We start from the raw sequence: 24,052 nt of genomic DNA on the forward strand, positions 1-24,052 counted from the left end.
GCGGTGAGGGCGAGGCGGTCGGGGGCGGGGCGCGGGGCGGCGGAGCGCGGGGGCGCGGTGCCGGGCGGGTGCGCGGGGGCCGGGACGCGGACCGGGGCGGGGGAGGGGACGGCGGTGCCGGCCGGGGGAGCGTCGGCGGGGGCGGCGTCGGCCCGGGTGCGCTGGGCCGGGACGGTGGCGGCGGGGGCGCCGGACGGGCCGGGCGCGGCGGGGGCGCCGGGTTCGCGGCCCTCTCCGGGGCCGGAGCGGGAGGCGCGCGGCGGGTCGCTAGGGCGGGGCTGGGCCGGGACGGCGGAGAGCAGGCCCGCGGCGAGCGAGAACGCGTCGGGGCGGTCGGCCTGGTGACCGGGGAGCGGGAGTTCTCCGGTGCCGAGGTGGTGGCCGAGGTGGTGACCGAGGCCCTGGCCGAGGTTCTGGACGGGCCGGGCGCCGGTGGCGGTGGTGGTCGCGCCGTCGACGGTGCCGACGGGATCGGCGGGGTCGAGGCCGTCGACGGGGGCGGCGCCGTCGACCGCGCCGTCGAGCAGTCCGCCCTCGTCGCCGCCGGAGCGGGTCCCGCCCCCGGAGCGGGCCTCACCGCCGGGCCGGAGGACGGCGCCGTGGGCGTGGGCGCGGCCGGGGTGCTGCGGGGGGTGCCCGGTGTCGGCGGCGCGGGCGTCGGCCGTGCCGAGTCCGAGCCCCAGCACCTGGGCGGCGAGCATTCCGCTCGCCGCCAGTGCTCCGGGCCGCCCCCACCGGTGCCGGGGGGTGTCCGAACGTCGCGGTCGCTTCGCGTGGTTGGTTCGCACACCAGGGGAGAACGAGCGGGACTCCCCGCGGTCACGCTCGTCGCTCACACTCCGTCACACTGTGCGGGGGTGCGGGAGTTCAGGCGAGCCCCCCGCGCCGGATCACCTCCGCGTACCAGCGGGCGCTGGTCTTGGGGGTGCGCTGCTGGGTGTCGTAGTCGACGTGGACGATGCCGAAGCGCTTGCTGTAGCCGTACGCCCACTCGAAGTTGTCCAGGAAGGACCACAGGTAGTAGCCCCGGACGTCGGCGCCCGCGGCGATCGCGTCGGCCACGGCCTGGAGGTGCAGGTCGACGTAGCGGACCCGCTCGGGGTCGTCGACCTCGCCGTCCGGGCCGACCACGTCCTCGAAGGCGGCGCCGTTCTCGGTGACCAGCAGCGGCAGGCCGAAGTCGCGGTGCATGCCGACCAGCGAGTCGGACAGGCCGGAGGCGTCGATCGGCCAGCCCATCGCGGTGACGTCGTCGTTGGCGAGGTGGAAGACCACGTCCTCGGAGCCCGGCCAGCAGCTGAACTCGCTGTCGCCGTGGCCGTCGTTGCGGGCGGCCTCGGCGGTCTCGGCCTCGCCGTTGGGCGCCGAGACGATGGTCGGGTTGTAGTAGTTGAGGCCGAGCAGGTCGATCGGACGGCCGATCTCCGCCTCGTCGCCGGGGCGCACCAGCTCGTCCCAGTCGACGATGTGGGCGGTGTCCGCCTTCAGGTCCTCGTCGTAGCCGCCCTTGAACATCGGGCCGGTCCAGATCCGGTTGCCGACCGCCTCGATCCGGCGGGCCGCCTCGCGGTCCTCGGCGGTGTCGGTGAGCGGGCGGACCAGGTGCAGGTTGAGCGAGACGGCGATCTTCGCGGAGGCGGGCAGCACCTCGCGCAGCGCGCCGACGGCCAGGCCGTGGCCGAGGTTGAGGTGGTGGGCGGCCTTGAGCGCGTCGGCCGGGCTGGTGCGGCCGGGGGCGTGCACGCCTGAGCCGTAGCCGAGGAAGGCGCTGCACCACGGCTCGTTGAGCGTGGTCCACACCGGGACGCGGTCGCCGAGCGCCGAGGCGGCCAGCGAGGCGTACTCGGCGAAGCGGTACGCGGTCTCGCGGATCGGCCAGCCGCCGGCCTCCTCCAGGTCCTGCGGGAGGTCCCAGTGGTAGAGCGTGGCGACGGGCGAGATGCCGTGCTCCAGCAGGGTGTCGACCAGGGCGCGGTAGAAGTCGAGGCCGCGCTCGACGGCCGGGCCGCGGCCGGTCGGCTGGATCCGCGGCCAGGAGAGCGAGAAGCGGTACGAGGTGAGGCCGAGGTCGGCCATCAGCCGGACGTCCTCGCGGAAGCGGTGGTAGTGGTCCACCGCCACGTCACCGGTGTCGCCGTTCAGGACCTTGCCGGGGGTCTTGGCGAAGGTGTCCCAGATGGACGGGGTGCGCCCGCCCTCGGCGGCTCCGCCCTCGATCTGGTAGGCGGCGGTGGCCGCGCCCCAGGAGAAGCCGGGCGGGAAGGCCACCCGGGGGGCCGCCACCGAGGCGTGGGCGGCTGTGGTCGGATCGGTCATGGTCATACGGGAGCGCTCCCATGGCTCGGGGGTGGACGGGGCGGTGTGCTGGGGCCGGTCGGTGGACCGGCTCCCCGCGGATCAGCTCTTGACGGCGCCGGAGGTGATGCCGCCGACGATGTGCTTCCCCAGAACGGCGAAGATCAACAGCAGCGGCAGGGTGCCGACGAGCGCACCGGTCATGATCACGGCCTGGTTGATGTCGTGGCCGGAGCCGCCGCCGATGGCGGAGAGCGCGACCTGGACGGTCGGGTTCTGCTGGGTGAGCACCACGAAGGGCCAGAAGAAGTCGTTCCAGGACTGCACGAACACGAGCATGCCGAGCACGGCCATGGCGGGCCGGGCGATCGGGAACACCACGTGCCAGATGATCCGCAGGCTGTTCGCACCGTCCACCCGGGCCGCCTCGATCAGCTCGAACGGCAGGGCCTCGGACAGGAACTGGCGCATGAAGAACACGCCGAACGCGGCCACCAGCGAGGGCAGGATCACCGACTGGAGCTGGTTGCCCCACTCCAGCTTGGTGACGATCCGGTACAGCGGGATGACGCTGAGCTGCGGCGGGATGGTCATGGTGGCGACCACCAGGGTCAGCAGCGCGTTGCGGCCGCGGAAGCGCAGCTTGGCGAAGGCGAAGCCGGCCAGCGTGGAGAACAGCACGGTGGAGAGCGACACGCAGCCCGCCACGATGGTGGAGTTCAGCAGCGCCTTGCCCATGTCCGCCTGGTTCCAGGCGGTGGTGATGTTGGTCCACAGCTCGCCGCTGGGCACCATCGGCGGCGGCGACTGGGCCACCCGCTCACCGGTGTTGGAGGCGGCGACGAAGGTCCAGTACAGCGGGAAGAGCGAGGCCACGGCGGCGATCGCCAGCAGCACGTAGGCGACCGGCCCGGCCTTGTCGTGGTCGCCCGCCCGGCGGCGGAACAGCCCGCGCGGGCGGTCCTGCTCGGCGTGCTTCGCCTTCCGGGCGGAGGGGGTGGACAGGGTGGCGGCCATGTCAGCCTCCCAGCTCGTGGCGCTTGCGGTAACGGGTGATCAGGTACTGCACCAGGCCGATCAGCAGCAGGAGCAGCAGCATCGTCCAGGCCACCGCCGAGGCGCGGCCCAGCTGGCGCGACGGCCAGCCCAGCTCGTACAGGTAGAGGCTGAGCGTCTGGAACTGGTGCGCGGAGCCGCCGGACACGCCGACGCCGCCTCCGAACAGCATCGGCTCGCCGAACAGCTGGGTGGCGCCGATGGTGGAGACGATGATGGTGAACATGATGGTCGGGCGGATCGACGGGATGGTGATCCGGGTGAACTGCTGCCACCGGTTGGCCCCGTCCAGGCTGGCCGCCTCGTACAGGTCCTTCGGCACCGCCTGCATCGCGGCCAGGTAGATCAGCGCGTTGTAGCCGGTCCAGCGCCAGGTCACGATGGTGGAGATGGCGATCTGCGAGGGCCAGGTCTCGGAGTACCAGTTCGGGTGGATGCCGACCGCGTTCAGCATCCAGTTGATGAACCCGTAGTCCGGGTTGAACAGCTGGACGAACACCAGGGTCGCGGCGGCGATCGAGGTGGCGTACGGGGCGAGGATCGCGACCCGGAAGAAGCCGCGGCCGCGCATCCGGTAGTTGAGCAGGTGGGCCAGCCCGAGCGCCATCAGCAGCTGCGGGACGGTCGAGATCACACCGATGGTGAAGGTGTTGCGCAGCGCGGTCCAGAACTGGTCGTTGGACCACAGGCGGGTGTAGTTGCCGAATCCCCGCCACTCCATCACGTCCGGCTTGAGCAGGTCGACGTAGTGCAGCGACAGCCAGCCCGTCCAGATCAGCGGGAAGAGGCCGAAGGCGGCGAAGCAGATGAAGAACGGGGCGATGAACGCGTACGGGGACGCCTTCAGGTCGAACCGGTAGAGGCGTGAGCGCCAGGCGGGGCGCGCGGGCGGGGCCTCGGCGCGGACGTGGGTGGCCACTTGGGGTTTCCTTCCCGGGGGTGGCGAGGGGCGGCGGAACGGCGCCCGGCCGGGTGGGCGGACCCGGCCGGGCAGTAGGGATCGGCTACCGGCGCGTTGCCGGCCCGGATCAGTTGCTGGTCTTGTCGTCGATCAGCTTGGACACGTTCTCCCAGGCCTTGGCCGGGTCGGTGCCGTGCTCCTCGATGTCGAGGATGCCGTTGTCGGTGATGATCGTCTTCACGTTGCCGTCCTGCTCGCCGATCGGAGCCGGCTTGATGGACTGCGCGGCGGCGGCGAAGATCTGGCCGGTCGGCGCGTTGTTGAAGTACTCCTGCTTGGCGCCCTGGACGGCGGGCTGCTGCAGGCCGCCCACGGTGGAGGGCAGGTTGCCGACCTTGGTGAAGACCTTGGCCTGCTGCTCCGGCGCGGTCAGCCAGGCGACGAGGGCCGCGGCCTCCTTGGTGTGCTTGCCGGCCTTCGGGACGGTCAGGAAGGCACCGCCCCAGTTGGAGGCGACCGGCGGGGCGGCGACGTCCCACTTGCCCTTGCCCGAGTCACCGGAGTACTTGCTGATGATGCCGGTCATCCAGGACGGGCAGACCACGGTGGCGAACTTGGCGTTCGCGAACGCGGCGTTCCACGGGTCCTGGAACTGGCGCAGGCCGGCGCTGATCTTCGCCTGCGAGGCGGAGACCGCGAGGTCCCAGGCGGTCTTCACACCGGCGCTGGTCTTGTAGACGAGCTTGCCGGAGGCGTCCGAGTACTGCTCGGGCTGGGCCGACAGCACGGCGTTGAACAGGCCCGAGGCGGAGTCGGTGAAGAAGGTGCCGTTCGGGGCCTTGGACTGGTAGGTCTTGCCCGCCTCGACGAACTTCGACCAGTCGCCCGCCCACAGCTTGCCGACCGACTCGCGGTCGGTGGGCAGGCCGGCCTGCTGGAACAGGTCGGTGCGGTAGCAGATCGCCATCGGGCCGATGTCGGTGCCGAGGCCGATCAGCGAGCCGGAGGGGGTGGTGGCCTGCTTCGACTTCCAGTCCAGCCAGTTGCCGGGGTTGATGCCCTCGGTCTTGCCGAGGTCGACGAACTTGTCGCCCAGGGTGTTGGTGGCCTGCGCGATGTAACCGACCTCGACCGCCTGGATGTCGGCCAGACCGCTGCCCGAGCTCAGGTGGGTGGTCAGCGCGTCCCAGTACTTCTGGCCGTCCTGGACGGTGTCGTACTTGATGGTGATGTTCGGGTGCGCGGCCATGTACTCGTCGTACAGGCCGGCCTCCACGTAACCGAAGGTGCCGAAGTCACCGATGTTGAGGGTGACCTTGCCGCCGGCGTCGGTGGAACCGCCCTTGTCGTCCGAGCTGGACGAGCAGGCCGTCAGCATCAGGGTGGAGGCGGCGAGGACCGCGGTGGCGGCGAGAGCGGCTCTGCGGGGGCGGGAGGTGGTGCGCATGGGGGCGAACTCCTTTGTCCGGGTATTGGTCCGGGTCGGTCCCGACGGCTTCCGGTGCTCTTCCGGGGCCTGCCGGTGGGCTTCCGTGGGTCTTGCCGGGCTTGAAACGAGAGCTTCGTTGGGTGTTCTTGCTGCGCCGAACTTGGCTACAGTGTGGGAGCGCTCCCACAGCTGGGCATGCCGGAAGGTTGCTGTGTCGCGGGGGTGAGTGTCAAGACGTGGTGACATAAACGTTGCCGGAGCGTTTCCGCCTTCGTTACCACCGCCGTTGACGCCCTCGTGCTGCCCCCGAGCCGGTCCGGGGCCGCCCCGGATGGTCGGAAACACCGTGGGACCGGCCACAATGAACAGTCCGTACGGGCCCGGGGCGGGCCCCGCGGATCCGTCCCATCCGTCCCAGAGACCGAGAGGTGTAGCGATGAGCCCGACCGCACAGCGCCCCGACGCGCTCCACCCGGGCGCCGGCGGCAGAGCCACCGCGCGCCCCACCCTGGAGGAGGTGGCCGCGCTGGCAGGCGTCGGACGCGGCACCGTCTCCCGGGTCATCAACGGCTCCCCGCGGGTCAGCGCCAAGGCCCGCGAAGCCGTCCAGACCGCCATCGCCGAACTCGGCTACGTGCCCAACCGGGCCGCCCGGACCCTGGTCACCTCGCGCACCGACTCGATCGCACTGGTCGTCCCCGAGGCCGAGACCAGGCTGTTCTCCGAGCCGTACTTCTCCGACATCATCAGCGGCGTCTCGGCCGAGCTCGCCGAGACCGACATGCAGCTGCTGCTGATCCTGGTCCGCAACCAGCGCGAGCGCGACCGGCTCTCCGCCTACCTGACCGCCCAGCGCGTCGACGGCGTCCTGGTCGTCTCGGTCCACCGCGACGACCCGCTGCCCGGGTTGCTGGAGAGCCTGGAGATCCCCTCCGTGCTGGCCGGCCGGCGCGGCGACCTCGAACCGCTCAGCTACGTCCACGCCGACAACGCCGGCGGTGCCCGGATGGCCGTGCGCCACCTGCTCCGGCGCGGCTGCACCCGGGTCGCCACCCTGACCGGCCCGCTCGACATGGAGGTCGCCCAGGCCCGCCTCGGCGGCTACCGCCGGGCCCTGGAGGAAGCCGGCCACGCCTACGACGAGGACCTGGTCGGACTGGCCGACTTCACCGAGGAGGGCGGCCGGGTCGCGATGCGCGAACTCCTGGCCCGCAAGCCCGAGTTGGACGGCGTCTTCTGCGCCTCCGACGTGATGGCGGCCGGCGCGATGCAGGTGCTGCGGGCCGCCGGGCGCCGGATCCCCGACGACGTCGCCGTGATCGGCTTCGACGACTCGATCGTCGCCCGGCACACCGACCCGCCGATGACCAGCGTCCGCCAGCCGATCGAGGAGATGGGCCGCACCATGGCCCGGCTGCTGCTCGACGAGATCCACGAACGCGGCCGGGCCCGGCGGCAGGTGGTGCTGGCGACCGAGCTGATCGTCCGCGACTCCGCCTGACGGCGGGGGAGCCACCACCCGCGCGGGGTGCGGCCCGTGCGGGGGTCCGGCGCGTCCGGGGAGCGGTGCGCACGCGTGTCGGGCGCACGCGTGTCGGTGGGGCTCAGGAGTTGGGGCGCAGCGTCCAGACGATCTCCAGCACGCCGGTGACGTCGCCGTCCTCGCGGGTGATCTCCACGGTGATCGGGAACTCGGGGCGCTTGCCCTCGTCCAGCTCCGCGACCACCTCGGCGACCGGTCGGCCGAGCGTCGCGGTGGCGGTCACCACGCCGCGGGCGAGCTTCTTGAACGAGATCTCGCCGACCGTCGGCAGCGGCACCGCGCGGCCCAACTGGTCGCCGAACGCCGCCAGCACGATGGCCCCGCTGGCGGACTCGGCCAGCGTGAACATCGCCCCGGCGTGCGGCCCGCCCACGTGGTTGCGGTACTCCGGGAGGTCGGGCAGCCGCAGCACGGCCCGCTCCGGGGTGGTCTCCAGGTACTCCAGCTGCAGGGTCCTCACCATCGGGACGGTGGAGGTGAGCAGTTCGCCGATCGCAGTAGTGGTCATGCGGCGATGTTACTAGCGAGTAGTTTGGTCGTCCACGGGTCGCCGCCCGCCGCGGCCGGTCGCGGCTCCCAACTCCCGCCCGCGCCGGGCGTTCCGGGGAACGACGAAGGGCCCGGTCGATTTCTCGACCGGGCCCTTCGTCGTTGGGGTGAGTGACGGGACTCGAACCCGCGGCCACCTGGACCACAACCAGGTGCTCTACCAACTGAGCTACACCCACCATCTGTCAGGTGCTTTCCCGCTTCCGCGTTCCCGCTCCGACAGGAAGAACTGTACAGGATGCGGAGGGGTGCTCGCGCCAGGGTTTCCCCCACCTCCCGGACCGGACCGCTGGTCAGGTGGTGGGCACCTGGTGGCGGGCGGCGATCTCCCGCGCGGTGTCGCCGTCCGGGCCCGGCTGCGGGACGAACACCGCCTCGCGGTAGTACCGGAGTTCGGCGATCGACTCGCGGATGTCGGCCAGTGCGCGGTGGCTGCCGCCCTTCTGCGGGCTGTTGTAGTAGGCGCGCGGGTACCAGCGGCGGGCCAGCTCCTTGACCGAGGAGACGTCCACGATCCGGTAGTGCAGGTGCCCCTCCAACTCGGGCATGTCCCGGGCCAGGAAGCCGCGGTCGGTGGCCACCGAGTTGCCGCACAGCGGGGTCTTCCCGGCCTCGGGCACGTGCTCGCGGACGTACGCCAGCACCCGTTCCTGCGCCTCGGCCATGGTCAGGCCGCCCGCGAGCTCGTCGAGCAGGCCCGAGGAGGTGTGCATCTGCCGCACCACCTCGGGCATGCCCTCCAGCGCCTCGGCGGGCGGGCGGATGATCACATCCACCCCTTCGCCGAGCACGTTCAGCTCGGAGTCGGTCACCAGGGCGGCGACCTCGATCAGGGCGTCCCGATCGAGGTCGAGGCCGGTCATCTCACAGTCGATCCATACCAGACGGTCATTCACGCCCTCACCCTACGGCGCGGTCGCGCGCCCCCGACACCGCACGCGCCCCGTCCGGACCGAAGTCCGCCGTGTCGCGCGCCCCGCGCTCCGGCTCGGCCTCCGGACGGTGCACCGCCCGGCGGTCCCGGGCGGTGGGCTGCTTGCCGTCCGCGTCCTCCGCGATGGCGTGCTCCACCGGACGGTCCGGCCGCTCGGCCGACCCGCGCCCGCCCGGGTACGCCGCGCTCGGCCGCACCGGCTGCCCGGGGGAGGGCTGCGCGTGCGCGTGCGCGGGCGACGGGCCCGGCTGGGGGCCGGGAGCGGCCTGGCCCGCGGCGCGGACCGGGTACCGGGGGTCGACCGGGCGCTCGGCCCCGGGACGCCCGTAGGCGCCCGGCGGCGGACCGGCCTGCGGCGGCACCAGCGGACGCGGCCGCTGCCGCCCCGCCGCGCCCCCGCCGGGGCCGGACGCCCCGGCACCGCTCGGCACCTGCTGGCCGTGGCCCGCCGGCCCGTGCGCCGCCCCGTGTCCGACCGTCCCGTGCGGGGCCTGCAGGGTCTGCAGGGCCTGCGGGTGCCCGGCCGGGCCCGTGCCGCGTTCGGCCGGGAGGCCGTGCGACGGCGACGGCACCACGGGCCCGCCGACCGCCGGACGCCGGGCCCGGAAGGTGGTCCGGTACGCGGCCGGGGAGACCCCGAGCTGTCGCCGGAAGTGCCCGCGCAGCGCCACCGGCGAGCGGAAGCCGCAGCGGCGGGCGACGTCGTCCACCGACAGGTCCGAGGTCTCCAGCAGCCGCTGCGCCTGCAGCACCCGCTGGGTGATCAGCCACTGCAGCGGTGCGCTGCCGGTGAGGGTGCGGAAGCGGCGGTCGAAGGTGCGCCGCGACATGTAGGCGCGGGCCGCCAGCACCTCCACGTCGAACTGCTGGTTGAGGTTCTCCAGCGCCCAGGTGACCACCTCGGCCAGCGGGTCGTTGCCGATCTCCTCCGGTAAAGACTGGTCGATGTACTAGGCCTGGCCTCCGCCGCCGCGGCGGTTCGGCACCACCAGCCGACGGGCCAGCGCGTTGGCGGCCTCGGCGCCGTGGTCGCTGCGGACCACGTGCAGGCACAGGTCGATGCCCGCCGCGGTGCCCGCGGAGGTGAGGACGTCGCCGTCGTCCACGAACAGCTCGCGCGGGTCGACGTGGACCCGCGGGTACCGCTTCGCCAGCGTCGGCGCGTACATCCAGTGGGTGGTCGCCGGGCGGCCGTCCAGCAGCCCGGCGGCGGCCAGCACGAAGGCGCCGGTGCACAGGCCGATGATCCGGGCGCCCTCGTGGTGGGCCTTGCGCAGCGCGGCGATCGCCTCGACCGGCGGCGGCTGCGAGATCGACCGCCAGGCCGGGACCACGATGGTGCCCGCCCGGGACAGCGCCTCCAGCCCGTACGGGGCGGTCAGCGTCAGCCCGCCGGTGGTGGTCAGCGGGCCCTCCTCGCCGGCGCACACCAGCAGCCGGTAGCGGGGGACGCCGGCGTCCTGCCGGTCCACGCCGAACACCGACAGGGGGATCGAGCTCTCGAAGATCGGCGCCCCGCTGAACAGCAGCACCGCCACCGTCTCGCGCCGCCGCCGCCCAGCCAGCTTGCGGGGGGAGGACAGCGCGCCGGGGCCGGTGCCGACCGGGAGCACGTCCGTCGCGCTGCCCGCGCCCGCGCCCGCGCTCGTCGCGCCGTGCGCGGGGCCGTGCGTCGCGCCGTGCGTCGCGCCGTGTGCGGAACCGTGCGTCGCGCCGTGCGCGGAGGAGGCCGCCGAGAGGGGCGGAACCGCGGAGTGCTGACCCGGCGTCATCGCTCCCGGAGCACCCTGGAGCTGACCGCCCGGCCCGCCGGCCGCCGAACCGGCCGCCGTGCCACCGAACTTGCCGAGTCTCGCCGTGCCACCGGGATGGGACGAAGGCTGGCGGCCGTTCTCAGGACCCGCGTCGCTCCTGCTCACCCTGCTCAAGGCGCTCCAGCCCCCTCGGTGGTGTGGTGGTCTCGGCTGCCGCTCTGCGAGCCAAGATCGAATCTACTTGGTGGACCGTTGCCGTTGTGACAAGTTCACCATCCGACGCTATGTCGACATGGCAATTTGGCGTGAAGCATTCGATCACGAAGCGTGGCACCCGTCGACCCCGCTGTGAAGGGGGCGCGGACAAGCGTGGCCGGTTGTCGCACGACCCGTCGGCGATTCCCCCGTCGACGGTGCACTCACCGTCCGCTGTGTGCTGCGGATTTGCCCGAACGGCAGGGCGACGGCGCAAGTTGGCCGAAAACGTACGGTTCAAATCGGGGGCGTGAAACCGTCTTCCACGCGCCACAGCGCACACCTGAGCCATGATCCCCGCGCCCCGTCAGCCCCCCGGCCCACCGCGAACCGGCCACTCCGGAACGCCTCCCACCTCACGCTCCGTCACTCCGCGCTCGTCGTTCCCCAGGCGCCCCCCCCCCCCCCCCCCCCCCCACCCCCCCCCCCGCCGGCCCCCCCCCCCCCCCCCCCCCCCCCCCCCCCCCCGCACATTCGTCCGAATCCGGTCCCTCACCGGGGAACGCGGCCACGCCGCCCGTTCCGGGCTCCCGCGCCGCCGATCCCCCGTGCCGACTCCGTCCCTCCGGGAGGCGGGTCCCGCCCGCCTCCGGGGTCGGTGGTGGCTGCCGCATTTCGGTGACGTTCCGTCAAATACCGTGCCGTGCGGGCTGGATGGACGAGGCCGCTGGTCGGCACGGTCTCGCCGCCCCCTCAACCCGCGGCGGCGGCCGGGGCGGGTTCGGCGGGCGCGAGCGGCACGGTCGTCGTCAGCGGCACGGCCAGGGGTGTAGCGGCCGGGGGGAGCGGGGCCTTCGCGGTGGCCGGGGCGTGCGGGGCGTGCGGGGCGTTCGGGCCGTACGGGGTGTTCGGGCCGTACGGGACGTTCGGGGAGACCCGGGCGGGCGCCGGGGCCAGGCGGGAGGCCGGGACGGCGAGGCGGCCGCGCGACCGCTGGGCGCGACCGGCCGTGGCCGCGGCGAACCCCCGTCCGGCGGTGGGGTGTTCGCCCGCCGCGAGGATCACCCGTACCGCCTCCGGCAGGCTCGGCGAGCTGACCGTCGGACGGTAGGCCCGCTCGGCCCACGGGCGGCCGTGGTGCAGCCAGGCGCTGCGCAGCCCCGTCGCCGCCGCCCCCGCGATGTCGGCCGGACCGTAGTCGCCGACCATCCAGGTCTGCGCCTTCCAGTCCCCCCGGTCCCCGGCCGACCGGAACCCGCACCGGCGCGCTGCGATCTCGAAGATCAACGGGTCCGGCTTCAGGCAGCGGGCCTCCTCCGAGATGACCCAGCCGTCCACCAGGGCGGCGAGCCCGGTCCGCCGGATCTTCTCCAGCTGGGGCATCGTCCCGCCGTTGCTGACGATCCCCAGCATCCACCCCGCCTCGCGCGCCTCCCGGAGCGCCGCGACGTGCGAATCCGGGCACCGGATGTGGGAGTTGATGCCGATCCGGTACTGCGCGAGCATCGAATCGACCGACCGGTCGAAGCCGTAGCGACGCTTCGCCGCACCCAGTACGGTGCTGCGCGGTACGTAGCCGCTGCCGTCGAGCATGACCAGCCAGTCGAGGTCGCCGGCGGGGAGGCCGTTCTCGGAGAGGAAGTCCTCCGCCCAGGCCCGGAACGCGGCGTCCCTGGGCAGCAGGGTGTTGTCGAGGTCGAGCAGGAGCAGCGGCATGCCGAGCATGCTGCCAGCGGCCGACTCGTATGCACCTGGCAATTGCCAAAGGCGGGAGGAATTTCCGCGAATTGGCCGAATACGGATGCTAAGCACGCAACCCGGACCATGATCCGAAAAGCGGCCGGTCCCACCGGGCGGCCCCGGGCCGGTCGCCGGAGGACGGCCGCGGGACAACTGCCGTGCACCGCCTGCGGGCAGGGGCGATGACAGTCGGGTCACGTTGTGTCGGCGCACTGTTGCGCGCATCGCGTGTCGTCGGTCAAGCTCCTGGGAACCCGTCGCGCGGGGGCGCACGTTTCGGCCCGTGTTTCCCCCACCCGCGGGAACCCGATCGCACGAGGGCGCCGTCGCTGGGCGGGGCCCGCTCCGAGCCGTACTCTGAAAGGCACAGGTCCCCAACGGTGGTAGTCGTTCCCGGACGCATCGCCACCGCTGCCGTCCCTGTCACCGGGACCGGACGGTCCGCCGCCGCGCCTCCCTGCGTAGGCCCGCTTCAGTTGAAGAGTTTTGAGCCATGGCCGGTCATGAGCCCTCCGCTTCTGCCCACGGCAGCCCGTACGACGGCAGGTCCGACGGCACGTCCGGCGGCATGTTCGACGCCGGACACCCCGGCGTCCCGCCGCTCGCCGATCCGCCGCACCACCCGGACGTCCGGCACCCCGACGTCCAGCACCCCGGTGCCCGGCACCCCGTCGTGCAGCACCCCGGTGCCCGGCACCCCGGCGTCCAGCGCCCCGACCGGCCGCGGCGCGGCCTCGGGAAGCTGCTGGGCCAGCGGCCGGACCGCAACCCGGAGCGTGGCGGCCCGGAGCGCGGCGACCCCGAGCGTGACACCCCCGGGACGGCGGCGGACCCCGTCGTCGGCCCACGACCCGGTACTGCGGAGGACGCGATGACCGACCGATCCCGTCCCACCGTCGGCCGTCGCGACGACGAGGGCGAACCCCTGCTCCAGGAGCACGGCTCGCGCGCCTGCGACCCGCAGTTCCAGCACGGCGTGGTGGTCGGCTTCGACGGCTCGCTCTCCAGCGAGCGCGCCCTGGCCTACGCCGTCGGCATGGCCCGCCGCTCCCGCTGCGGCCTGGTGATCGTCCACGTCGCCAACCGGCTCCCCGCCACCGTCTGGGCGGGCTGCGAACCCCCGGTCTTCGTGGACCTCCCGGACCAGCGCACCGAGATCCTCGGCCTCGAACTCGCCTGCGCCGACTTCCTCTCCGGCGTCCCCTGGATCCTGGTCGAACGCGGCGGGGACATCTGCCACGAGATCGAGGAGGTCGGCCGCGAGTACGCCGCGGACGCCATCGTGGTCGGCAGCACCCACGGCCTGCTCGGCAAGCTCTTCGGCTCCGTCTCCAGCCGCCTCGCCCGCCGCGCCAACCGCCCGGTGATCGTCATCCCCTGACCGGCGGCCCCCGCCCCGTCCCTGCCCTGCCCCGCCCCGTCCCCGGTGCGGCCCGCCGTCGGTGCGGCCTGCCGTCGACCGTGGTGACCTGGCACGATCGGCCGATCGAGTCGTTCCCGGGCACTCCGGTGCGCCGTACCGGTGACCGGTGGAGCCCCTGGTCGATCATGCAGGGGTGACCGATCGTCATATCGACGTACAGACTGCCGGATGGCGCAGCGCAGCAGCCGTCCTCCGCCGCCCCGCGCCCGTCGTGCTCGGGGCGGCGCTGCTGGCTCCCGCGGCCCTCGGCGCCTGGACGTCGGAACCGGTGACCACCCGGGGCGGCGAGGTGCGCAACGAACTGCGGCTGAGCGTCAGCACCAACACCAGCACCGACCCCGCGGTACGACTGCGCGCCGGAGAACCGGCCACCCGCACCTACCACCTGAGCAACCACGCCGAGTACCCGCTCGGCAACGTGCTGCTGAGCGACCCCCAACTGCCCGGGGGACAGTTCTCCTGCGGCTCCGACCGGAGCATCCCGCCCGGCGGGACGATCGACTGCACCACCACCTTCACCGCCGCCCCCGGACCGCAGTCCGCCCGGGTCTCGGCGGTCGCCGATGCACCGAACCACCTGCCGCAGTCGCGCGCCGACGCACCCACCGGCTACCTGGGCATCACCGCGGGCATCCGGCTCACCCGGCTGGGCACCCCCTCCGGCACGGGCCTGTCCCACCGCTCGACGCCCCGGACGGCACCGAACACCGCCCCTGCCGCCGTCCAGCCCGTTCAGCCCGACCGGCCCGTCCAGCCCGAGCGGCTCGTCCGGTCCGACCGGTCGGTGGTCAGGGCGGTGGCCGCGGGTGGCGGGACGGTCGAACTCCAGTACCGCCTGGAGGCGTTCGGTGACGTCCCGGTCACCGCGGCCTCGATCACCGAGGGACTGCCCGGCCTGGGCGCGGTCAACTGCACGGGCCCCGACGGCGGGCGCACCATCGCTCCCGGCCAGGCCGTCGACTGCCGGGCGACCGGCACCGCCCGCCCGGGACGCCAGACCGGCACGGCCCGCGCCGAAGGCACGGCCGACGACGCGACCGTAGCCCCCGACGGCAGCCGCCAAGCCCCCCGCCGGGTCTCCGCCGAGGCCAGCGGCACCTACGACGGCCTGCAGCCCGCCCCGCCCGGCCCGGAGCAGACCGAACCCACCGCCGCGGGCTCCGGCTCCGGTGCCGGCCCCGCTCCAGGCACCGGCACCGGCACCGGGAGCGGGACCGGGACGGGCCAGGGGGCGGGCGGCACCGCGGGCACCGGGGCGGGCCAGCCGGCGCCCGGTACGGCCGGTACCGGCGGCACCACCGGCGCCGGAACCGCCGGAGGTGCGGGCACACCGCAGGGCTCCTCGACGGACGCCGTTCCGCCGGGGCTGCTCCCGGTATCCGTCCCGCCCGGCACCCTGCCGTTGGCCGCCGCCCCCGGCCAGCCACCCGCCAACGCGGCGCAGGCTCAGGGGCAGGCGCAGGCGCAGCAGCCCGCAGCGGGAGCCCCCGCCCTGGCCGGGCAGTTGCTCGGACCGTTCCTCCCCGGACAGGCCCCGGCGTTGCTCCTGGGCGGAACCGCTTTCGCCCTCCCCGGCTCGCCCTTCGCCGCTCCGGGCCAGTCCGCTGGATCAACTCCCTCCACCAGTAACGCCGTTGCTCCCGGCGCAGCCAATCGCCCCGCCTCGGTCCCCGCTTCTGTCCCCGCCTCCGCCCCCGCGCACGGTCCGAGCGCCGCCACCGCCCCGCAGCAGTCGCGGCCCGCAGCCGACCGCTCCCCGGGCGCGCAGGCGCAGAGCCAGTACGCGACGGGGGACTGGCCCTCCGAGGAGGAGGACAACCCCTGGGACACCACCGAGGTGATGATGCTCCTGCTGGCTCTCATCCTCCCGGTGCTGTGCATCCTGGCGGCGATGTTCACCGTGCGGAACCGGGGGCGGAAGTGACGGCCATGACGACGGTGGTCATGACGACGGTGGTCATGACGACGGTGGCGCGGGCGTGCCGGAGCACGCTGCGCCCGGGTGCGGCCGGGCCGCGATGCTGACCGTCGCCGTTGCCGCCGTGTCGGGTGCGGTGTTGGCGTTGGTGCTCGGCTTGCTGCTGGGGCGGACCAGGCGGGCGCGCGAGGGGTCGACGACGCCGCAGGCGCTGTCCTTCGCGGGGGCGGCGATCCTCGGTTTCTTCGCGCTCTTCCTGGGGTTCAGCATCGCCGGTACCTGGCAGCAGCTGAACTCGGCACGTCAGCACACCTACGAGGAGTCGCGGGCCCTCACGGAGGCGTACTGGACCGCCGGCGGCCTGTCCGGGGCAGACCAGCCGGTGGTGCAGGAGCGGCTGCGGTCCTACACCAGGGTGGTGATCGACGACGAGTGGGCCACCATGCAGCACGGCAGCGGCAGTCAGACCGCCTGGCAGGCGATCGACCGGGTGCGGGCCGCCGTCGACCAGGCGACGGTGCACAACCAGGCCGAGGCGAGCGCTCGTACCGATGTGCTGCGCAGCCTGTCCGAGGTCAACGCCAAGCGGAACGCGCGGCTGGGTGATCTCCGTGCGTCGGTGCCCGTCCTGGCGATCGGCGGTCTGCTGGTGGGGGCCGTGTTCGTGCTGGCCACCCCCTCGGTGATCGGGTTGACCTCCAATCCGCGGAACCTGGTACTGATGTGCTTCGTGGGCGCCTCCGTGGCGTTCGGGGTGAGCATGGTGGCGGTGATGAGCGGCCCGTTCTCCGGCGCGGTGCGCGTCCAACCGACGGCGTTCCAACTGGCGTTGGAGCGCTACGACCAGATCGACGGCGACGCCGGGGCGTCGGCCCTGCCCCCGTTCCGACCCTGACCGGTGCGATCCGGGCCCGCGCCGACCTCGGGGCTGAACCTCAGGGCTGAACCTCAGGGCTAGACCTCGGGGCCGGGCTCGGGGCCGCATCGGGTTCCGGGCGGCCGGGACGGTCAGGAGGTCATGCCGAGTTCGCGTGCGATGAGCATCCGTTGGACCTCCGAGGTGCCCTCTCCGATTTCCAGGATCTTGCAGTCGCGCCACATGCGGGCGACCGGGTACTCGTTCATGAAGCCGTAGCCGCCGTGGATCTGGGTCGCCTCCCGGGCGTTGTCGACCGCGGCCTCGGAGGCGTACAGCTTGGCGATGGCTGCCTCCTTCTTGAAGGGCTCGGAGTGCAGCAGCCGGGAGGCGGCGTCCCGCCAGGCCAGGCGGGAGGTGTGCGCGCGCATCTCCATGTCGGCGAGCTTGAACTGGATGACCTGGTTGGCGCCGATCGGCCGGCCGAAGGCGCGACGCGTGGCGGCGTACGAGAGCGACTGGTCGACGCACCCCTGGGCCAGGCCGGTGGCCAGGGCCGCGATGGCGATGCGGCCCTCGTCGAGGATGCGCAGGAACTGGGCGTAACCGCGGCCTCGGCGTCCGAGCAGGTTGGCCGCGGGGACTCGGCAGTCGGTGAAGGACAGTTCGCGGGTGTCCGAGGCGTTCCAGCCGACCTTCGAGTACTTCTTCGACACCTGGAACCCGGGAGTCCCAGTGGGAACGATGATGGAGGAGATTTCCCTGCTGGGCGACTGATTTGACGATCCATCACTCGAACGTGTGAGCGGCTCGGTCAGCGCGGTGACGGTCACCAGGCCGGTGATCTCGGTGCCGGAGTTGGTGATGAAGCACTTGCTGCCGTTGATCACCCACTCGTCGGTGGCCTCGTCGTAGCGCGCGGTGGTCCTGGTCGCCCCGGCGTCCGTCCCGCCCTCGGGCTCGGTCAGGCCGAAGGCGCCGAGCACCTCGCCGGAGGTCAGCTTCGGCAGCCACTCGCGCTTCTGCTCCTCGGTGCCGAAGAGGTGCACGGGCATCGCGCCGAGCGAGACGGCGGCCTCCAGCGTGATCGCCACCGAGGAGTCGACCCGGGCCAGCTCCTCCAGGGCCAGGCCGAGCGCGAAGTAGTCGCCGCCCATGCCGCCGTACTCCTCCGGGAAGGGCAGCCCGAACAGGCCCATCCGCCCCATCTCCCGGATGATCTCGTACGGGAACTCGTTCTGCTCGTAGTATTCGCCGATCTTCGGTGCAACCACGTCGTTGGCGAACTCCTCGACGGTGCGGCGGAGTTCCTCGTACTCATTGCTCAGGCGGTGGTCGAGCACGGCTGATCCTCCCGGGATCGCGGCCTGGTGGGCCTGGTGGGGACGGGTGGTCGGAGGAGGGTGTCGGGGTCAGTCCGTCGGCCCGAGCAGGGCGCGGACGGTCCTCGACGGGCTGGGGCGACCGAGGTGACGGGCCATCCAGCCGCTGGTCGCGGTGAGTGCGGCGAGGTCCACGCCGGTCTCCACGCCCAGGCCGTTCAGCATCCAGACGAGGTCCTCGGTGGCCAGGTTGCCGGTCGCGCTCTTGGCGTACGGGCAGCCGCCGAGGCCGCCGGCCGACGCGTCCACCACGGTCACGCCGGAGCGCAGCGCCGCCAGGGTGTTGGCGAGGGCCTGCCCGTAGGTGTCGTGGAAGTGCACCGCCAAACGTTCGACCGGGGCGCCGGAACGGGTGAACGCGTCGATCAGGGCGTTGACGTGGCCGGGGGTGGCGACGCCGATGGTGTCGCCGAGGCTCAGCTCGACGCAGCCCATCTCCAGCAGCGCCAGGCCGTGGCGCACCACCTGCTCGACCGGGACCGGCCCCTCCCAGGGGTCGCCGAAGCACATCGACAGGTAGCCGCGGGCCGGCACCCCGGCGGCCGCGGCGCGCTCGACCACCGGGCGGAACATCGCCATCGCCTCGTCCGCCGAGCGGTTGAGGTTGCGCCGGGCGAAGGTCTCGGTGGCGCTGGCGAACACCGCGACCTCGGTGGCGTGGTGGGCCAGCGCCCGGTCCAGCCCGCGCTCGTTGGGCACCAGCACGGGCAGCCGCAGGCCCGGGTACTGCGCGGGCAGCCCGGCCAGCCGGGGCATCAGCTCCTCGGCGTCCGCCAGCTGCGGCACCCACTTGGGGTGGACGAAGCTGGTCGCCTCGACGGTGCGCAGCCCGGCGGCGGCGAGCCGGGCGACGAACTCGGCCTTCACCTCGACGGGGACGAGCGCGCCCTCGTTCTGCAGTCCGTCGCGGGCGCCGACCTCGTGGATGCGGACCCGGTCGGGCAGCGCGGGGTCGCGCACCGGCTGCGGCAGTCCGAGGTCCAGCACGGTCGGCTCACTCGCCCCGCTCGCTCCGTCTGCCCCGTTCGGCGCGGCGCTCATCGGGCCGCCTCCTGGAGGGGCTCGGGCTCGGCGGGGTCTGCGGGGTCGGACGGGTCCTCGTCCGCGGCGACCGTCACCAGGGGCGCGTCCATCGCGACGGTCGCGCCGGGGGCCACCCGCAGGTCGTCGACGGTGCCGTCGTGCGGCGCCGAGATGACGTGCTCCATCTTCATGGCCTCCAGGACCAGCAGGGCCTGGCCGCGGCGGACCCGCTCGCCGGGCTCGACCTTGACCACGGTGACGGTGCCGGGCATCGGTGCGCTGAGGGTGCCGTGGTGGGCGGTGCCGGCCGCGGCGCGCTCCGCGATTGCATCGAACGGGTGAACGGGCCAGGCGTCCCCGTCGACCCCGAGCCAGTGGGTGACCCCCTCCGGCGTGCGCTCCGAAGCGACCGTGAAAGTGGCCTGCAGGCCGTCAACCGCAAGGCGCAGCAGGTTCCCGTCCCGGCTCGCGCGGGCCCTGCGGACCGGGGCGTCGCCCAGTCGGACCTCCCACTCGGGGGTGGTCGCCGCGGAAAAACCGATGGCGCTCTCGAATTCACCATTGGTAATCATTCGGCAGCTCACGGTGACCGGTTCGCGGCCGGGCAGCCGGAGCCGGTGCGTGGTCCACGCGGCCTCGCCACCGAGCCGCCAGCCCGAAGGGAGGGAGAAGGGATCGGTCCAGCCGTCGGAGGCGGCGGTGCGGCCGAGTTCGAGCTGCCGCAGCAGTGCGGCGGCGAAGTGGAGCAGGTCGATCGACCCGGGGCGGGTGTACGGGGAGCTCAGCAGCGAGGCGTCCTGCTGGGCACTGCGTTCCACCAGCCCGGTGTCGAGCCGACCTGCTGCGACCTCGGGCTGAGCCAGCAGCCGGCGCAGGTAGCCGGTGTTGGTGGTGACGCCCAGGATGCGGGTCTCGGCGAGTGCGGCCCGCAGCCGACGGATCGCGGTCGGGCGGTCGGGCCCGTACGCGATCACCTTGGCGAGCATCGGGTCGTACAGGCTGCCGACCCGGTCGCCGGGTGCGATTCCGGAGTCCACCCGGACGCCCTCCCCGGAGGGCTCGTCCAGCAGCAGCACCTCACCGCCGGTGGGCAGGAAGTCCCGTTCCGGGTCCTCGGCGCAGATCCGGGCCTCGATCGCGTGGCCCAGGAAGGAGACGTCCGACTGGGCGAACGGCAGTGCCTCGCCCGCGGCGACGCGCAGCTGCCACTCGACCAGGTCCAGCCGCTGCGGGCCGTCCGGCCCGGCCACGGCCACGGCCAGTTCGGTGACGGGGTGTTCCACCTGGAGGCGGGTGTTCATCTCCATGAAGAAGAAGTCGAGGACTTCGTCCGCGTCAGGCCCCGCGGGGTCACCGCCGGGGACGATGAACTCGACCGTGCCGGCACCGGTGTAGCCGCAGGCCTCGGCGGCGCGCACCGCGGCCGCGCCCATCGCGGCGCGGGTCCGGGGGTTCAACAGGACGGAAGGAGCCTCTTCGATGAGTTTCTGATGGCGGCGCTGCAGACTGCACTCGCGCTCGCCGAGGTGGACGGTCCGGCCGTGGGTGTCGGCCAGGACCTGCACCTCGATGTGCCGGGGCTGGTCGACCCAGCGCTCCAGCAGCAGGGTGTCGTCGCCGAACGCGGTGCGGGCCACCCGGCGGGCCGCGGCGAGCTCGGCGGGCAGCTCGGCCGGGTCGCGGACCAGCCGCATGCCCTTGCCGCCGCCACCGGCCGAGGGCTTGAGCAGCACCGGGTAGCCGATCCGGTCCGCCGCCTCGACCAGTTGCTCGTCGCTGGGCGAGCCCTCCTCGCTGCCGGGGACGACGGGCACCCCGGCGGCCCGGACGGCCTCCTTGGCGTTGATCTTGTCGCCCATCAGCTCCACCGCGGCCGGCGGCGGGCCGATGAAGACCAGCCCGGCCCGGGTGCAGGCCTCGGCGAACGCGGAGTTCTCGGCCAGGAACCCGTAGCCGGGGTGGACGGCCTGCGCACCGGTCCGGCGGGCGGCGTCCAGGATCAGGTCGGCGCGCAGGTACGTCTCGGCGGCGGAGCTGTCGCTCCGGTCGGCGGGCCCGAGCCGGACCGCGAGGTCGGCGGCCCGGACGTGCGGGGCGTCCGCGTCCGCGTCGCTGTGCACGGCGACCGACCGCACGCCCAGCCGCCGCAGGGTGCGGATCACCCGGAGCGCGATCTCGCCGCGGTTGGCGACGAGCACGGTGTCGAACATGAGAGGTGTTCCTCCGTCACGAAGGGAACGGTGAGCTGGTTGGCAGTGCGTCACTGACGGTGCGTCACCGACGGCGGTCCGGGCGGTCGCGGCCGCCCGTCACATCCGGAAGACCCCGAACGGGCGCGGGGCGGGGAGCGGGGCGTTGGCGCAGGCGGTGAGCGCCAGGCCGAGCACGGTCCGGGTCTGCAGCGGGTCGATCACGCCGTCGTCCCACAGCCGGGCGGTGGCGTAGTACGCGTTGCCCTGGCGTTCGTACTGCTCGCGGACGGGGCGCTTGAACTCGTCCTCGTCCGCGGCGCTCCAGTCCTCGCCCCGGGCCTCGAACTGGTCGCGGCGGACGGTGGCCAGCACCGACGCCGCCTGCTCCCCGCCCATCACGGAGATCTTCGCGTTCGGCCACATCCACAGGAAGCGGGGCGAGTAGGCCCGCCCGCACATCGAGTAGTTGCCCGCCCCGTACGAGCCGCCGATCACCACCGTCAGCTTGGGCACCCGGGTGCAGGCCACCGCGGTGACCATCTTGGCGCCGTGCTTGGCGATGCCGCCGGCCTCGTACTGGCGGCCCACCATGAACCCGGTGATGTTCTGCAGGAAGAGGAGGGGGACGCCGCGCTGGTCGCACAGTTCGACGAAGTGCGCGCCCTTGAGCGCGGACTCGGCGAACAGGACGCCGTTGTTGGCGACGATGCCGACCGGGTGGCCGTGGATCCGGGCGAAACCGGTCACCAGGGTGGTGCCGTACTCGGCCTTGAACTCGGCGAACCGGCTGCCGTCCACCAGCCGGGCGATCACCTCGCGCACGTCGTAGGGGGTGCGCGGGTCCACCGGCACCACGCCGTACAACCCGGCCGGGTCGACCGCGGGCGGCTCGACCGGGGCGAGCGGCCACGGCCTGGCGGCGCGCGGGCCCAGCCCGGCCACGATGGTGCGGACGATGGAGAGCGCGTGGGCGTCGTCCTCCGCGAGGTGGTCGGTCACGCCGGAGGTGCGGGAGTGGAGGTCGCCGCCGCCCAGTTCCTCGGCGGTCACCACCTCGCCGGTGGCGGCCTTCACCAGCGGCGGGCCGCCCAGGAAGATGGTGCCCTGGTTGCGGACGATCACGGCCTCGTCGCTCATCGCCGGGACGTACGCGCCGCCCGCGGTGCAGGAGCCCAGCACCGCCGCGATCTGCGGGATCCCGGCGGCGGACAGGCGCGCCTGGTTGTAGAAGATCCGGCCGAAGTGGTCGCGGTCGGGGAACACCTCGTCCTGCATCGGCAGGAACGCCCCGCCGGAGTCCACCAGGTAGACGCAGGGCAGCCGGTTCTCCAGGGCCACCTCCTGCGCCCGCAGGTGCTTCTTCACCGTCATCGGGTAGTACGTGCCGCCCTTGACCGTGGCGTCGTTCGCCACCACCAGGACCTCGCGCCCGGCGACCCGGCCGATCCCGGCGATCACCCCGGCGGCCGGGGCGGAGTCGCCGTACAGCCCGTCGGCGGCCAGCGGGGCCAGTTCGAGGAACGGCGAGCCGGGGTCGAGCAGGGTGTCCACCCGCTCCCGGGGCAGCAGCTTGCCGCGGGCGACGTGCTTGGCGCGCGCCTTCTCACCGCCGCCGAGCGCCGCCGCCGCGAGCTTGCCGCGCAGCTCGGCGACCAGCTCCCGGTGGGCCAGGGCGTTGGCCAGCCCGGCCGGGGCGGACGGGTCGGCCGCGCCCTCCAGCCGGGGGGCCGGTGCGTCGGAGGCGCGGAACGGCGGGGCGTCCGGGGCCGCTCCCCCTGACGGGGCGGTGGACCACGGAGGCGTCTGTGCCGAAGAGGGGACCATCCCAAGAGCTCCCTTGCCCTCGGATTCGGATCGGGGCAGGCCGAAGGGCGAGCCGGCGAGCCCGTGTTAATGAGCGTTAACTCTATGGCCAGGTTAACCATCGATAACCCGACTGTCTACGATGGGCAGCATGCCCAACCGCGCCACCGCCCCCGCGCTCCCACGCCGTGACCAGATCCGGAAAGAGGCCGCCAGGCTGTTCGCAGCCCGGGGATTCCTCGGGGTCGGGGTCGACGAGATCGGCAAGGCGGTCGGCATCAGCGGACCCGGCCTGTACCGGCACTTCGCGGGCAAGGACGCGATGCTCGCCGACCTCCTGGTCGGCATCAGCGAGCGCCTGCTGGAGGAGGGGCGCCGCCGCGAGGGCGAGGCCGACGGGCCCCGGGCCGCGCTCGACTCCCTGATCGACGGGCACATCGACTTCGCGCTGGACGACCGGGACTTGATCACCCTCCACGACCGCGAGCTGCTCCACCTCAAGGAGGCGGACCGCCACCGGGTGCGCCGGCTCCAGCGCGGCTACGTCGAACTCTGGGTCGCGGTGGTGCGCGAGGCCTTCCCGCCGCTGGCCGCGCCCGAGGCGGAGCCGGTCGCCCGCGCCGCCGTGCACGCGGTGTTCGGCCTGCTCAACTCCACCCCGCACAGCGCCGCGCCGCAGTCGTCCCAGGGCGCCGAACCCGGGTCCGGCGCGGGCACCCCCGCCGATCTGCCCGGATCCGATCTGCCCGGCTCCGATCGGTCCGGTTCCGAGCGGTCCGGGCTGGCCCGCGGCAGCATGGCGGCGCTGCTGCGCGCGCTGGCGCAGGGGGCGTTCGTGGCGGCCGCCGCGGAGGTCGAAGGGGCCTGACCGGCCGTCTGACCTGCGGAACCGGCGTCCGGCGGTCGGTCGGGGGTGGGGCTGGCTACACCCTCCGCCTAGGTCGATCGGCTGATCCAGGTCTAGACGAGTAGTTCCGAAGTCTGCTGGCTTTGCTGGTTCTGCTCCGGGCATGCAGGGAGGGTGTCCAGCATTCGGGTTGTGACGACCGAAGAGCTGGA

General features: G+C 73.4%; 16 protein-coding genes, 1 tRNA gene and 2 pseudogenes. 5 read left to right on the plus strand and 14 right to left on the minus strand.

Annotated features, from left to right (window positions below):
- The 5 genes and pseudogenes from OO57_RS35525 to OO57_RS35545 all read right to left on the minus strand — a co-directional run.
- Positions 1–701: pseudogene (locus OO57_RS35525) on the minus strand (hypothetical protein); the annotation flags it as partial.
- A gap of 166 nt (positions 702–867) precedes the next feature.
- The gene (locus OO57_RS35530) at positions 868–2,322 is read right to left on the minus strand and encodes a glycoside hydrolase family 1 protein (RefSeq protein WP_033256931.1); all 1,455 of its coding nucleotides are present in this window, start codon (positions 2,320–2,322) and stop codon (positions 868–870) included.
- A gap of 75 nt (positions 2,323–2,397) precedes the next feature.
- Entirely contained in the window at positions 2,398–3,312 is a 915-nt protein-coding gene (locus tag OO57_RS35535; protein ID WP_033256932.1) for a carbohydrate ABC transporter permease, read from the minus strand.
- A gap of 1 nt (position 3,313) precedes the next feature.
- Complete coding sequence (locus OO57_RS35540; RefSeq protein WP_033256933.1) at positions 3,314–4,270, minus strand: carbohydrate ABC transporter permease; 957 nt, start codon at positions 4,268–4,270, stop codon at positions 3,314–3,316.
- A gap of 109 nt (positions 4,271–4,379) precedes the next feature.
- Positions 4,380–5,699: an ABC transporter substrate-binding protein gene (locus OO57_RS35545; RefSeq protein WP_033256934.1), complete on the minus strand. Its 1,320-nt coding sequence runs from the start codon at positions 5,697–5,699 to the stop codon at positions 4,380–4,382.
- A gap of 418 nt (positions 5,700–6,117) precedes the next feature.
- On the opposite strand from OO57_RS35545, the gene OO57_RS35550 reads away from it, so the two are divergent.
- Complete coding sequence (locus OO57_RS35550) at positions 6,118–7,182, plus strand: LacI family DNA-binding transcriptional regulator (RefSeq protein WP_033256935.1); 1,065 nt, start codon at positions 6,118–6,120, stop codon at positions 7,180–7,182.
- 103 nt (positions 7,183–7,285) lie between these two features.
- Here the strand turns inward: OO57_RS35550 and OO57_RS35555 are convergent, their stop codons facing one another.
- The 5 genes and pseudogenes from OO57_RS35555 to OO57_RS44980 form a co-directional block, all read right to left on the minus strand.
- Positions 7,286–7,732 carry a DUF4442 domain-containing protein gene (locus OO57_RS35555; protein WP_033256936.1) on the minus strand — a complete coding sequence of 149 codons (447 nt, stop codon included), beginning with the start codon at positions 7,730–7,732 and terminating at the stop codon, positions 7,286–7,288.
- A gap of 144 nt (positions 7,733–7,876) precedes the next feature.
- A tRNA-His gene (locus tag OO57_RS35560) sits at positions 7,877–7,952 on the minus strand.
- 114 nt (positions 7,953–8,066) lie between these two features.
- Entirely contained in the window at positions 8,067–8,669 is a 603-nt protein-coding gene (gene orn / locus OO57_RS35565; RefSeq protein WP_033256937.1) for an oligoribonuclease, read from the minus strand.
- Between the two features lie 618 nt (positions 8,670–9,287).
- Positions 9,288–10,320 (minus strand): annotated as a pseudogene (locus OO57_RS38830) (helix-turn-helix domain-containing protein); the annotation flags it as partial.
- Between the two features lie 1,089 nt (positions 10,321–11,409).
- Positions 11,410–12,372, minus strand: coding sequence for an HAD family hydrolase (locus OO57_RS44980; RefSeq protein ID WP_199811392.1), 963 nt, complete (start codon positions 12,370–12,372; stop codon positions 11,410–11,412).
- A gap of 895 nt (positions 12,373–13,267) precedes the next feature.
- Here OO57_RS44980 and OO57_RS35580 point away from each other — a divergent pair.
- The 3 genes from OO57_RS35580 to OO57_RS35590 all read left to right on the plus strand — a co-directional run bounded on the left by OO57_RS35580 (position 13,268) and on the right by OO57_RS35590 (position 16,632).
- Positions 13,268–13,777 (plus strand): universal stress protein, encoded by a 510-nt coding sequence (locus OO57_RS35580; protein WP_033256942.1) that lies wholly within the window; start codon positions 13,268–13,270, stop codon positions 13,775–13,777.
- Between the two features lie 175 nt (positions 13,778–13,952).
- Positions 13,953–15,743, plus strand: a complete 1,791-nt coding sequence (locus tag OO57_RS47085) for a hypothetical protein (protein ID WP_158715347.1) — start codon at positions 13,953–13,955, stop codon at positions 15,741–15,743.
- 55 nt (positions 15,744–15,798) lie between these two features.
- Positions 15,799–16,632 (plus strand): DUF4239 domain-containing protein, encoded by an 834-nt coding sequence (locus OO57_RS35590; protein ID WP_158715348.1) that lies wholly within the window; start codon positions 15,799–15,801, stop codon positions 16,630–16,632.
- 113 nt (positions 16,633–16,745) lie between these two features.
- Here the strand turns inward: OO57_RS35590 and OO57_RS35595 are convergent, their stop codons facing one another.
- From OO57_RS35595 to OO57_RS35610, 4 genes are all read right to left on the minus strand, one after another.
- Positions 16,746–17,936 (minus strand): acyl-CoA dehydrogenase family protein, encoded by a 1,191-nt coding sequence (locus OO57_RS35595; protein ID WP_033256939.1) that lies wholly within the window; start codon positions 17,934–17,936, stop codon positions 16,746–16,748.
- 69 nt (positions 17,937–18,005) lie between these two features.
- The gene (locus OO57_RS35600) at positions 18,006–19,016 is read right to left on the minus strand and encodes a hydroxymethylglutaryl-CoA lyase (protein WP_081974196.1); all 1,011 of its coding nucleotides are present in this window, start codon (positions 19,014–19,016) and stop codon (positions 18,006–18,008) included.
- The gene (locus tag OO57_RS35605; RefSeq protein WP_033256940.1) at positions 19,013–21,208 is read right to left on the minus strand and encodes a biotin carboxylase N-terminal domain-containing protein; all 2,196 of its coding nucleotides are present in this window, start codon (positions 21,206–21,208) and stop codon (positions 19,013–19,015) included. The genes OO57_RS35600 and OO57_RS35605 overlap by 4 nt, the downstream gene beginning before the upstream one ends.
- Positions 21,209–21,307: 99 nt before the next feature.
- On the minus strand, positions 21,308–23,014 hold the full coding sequence (locus tag OO57_RS35610; RefSeq protein WP_234337660.1) for a carboxyl transferase domain-containing protein: 1,707 nt from the start codon (positions 23,012–23,014) through the stop codon (positions 21,308–21,310).
- Positions 23,015–23,144: 130 nt separating this feature from the next.
- Here OO57_RS35610 and OO57_RS35615 point away from each other — a divergent pair, with 130 nt between their 5' ends.
- On the plus strand, positions 23,145–23,861 hold the full coding sequence (locus tag OO57_RS35615) for a TetR/AcrR family transcriptional regulator (RefSeq protein WP_033256946.1): 717 nt from the start codon (positions 23,145–23,147) through the stop codon (positions 23,859–23,861).
- Positions 23,862–24,052: the final 191 nt, after the last annotated feature.

The sequence above is a fragment of the Kitasatospora phosalacinea genome (assembly GCF_000717185.1).
In the GTDB taxonomy this organism is placed as follows: Bacteria; Actinomycetota; Actinomycetes; order Streptomycetales; family Streptomycetaceae; genus Kitasatospora; species Kitasatospora phosalacinea_A.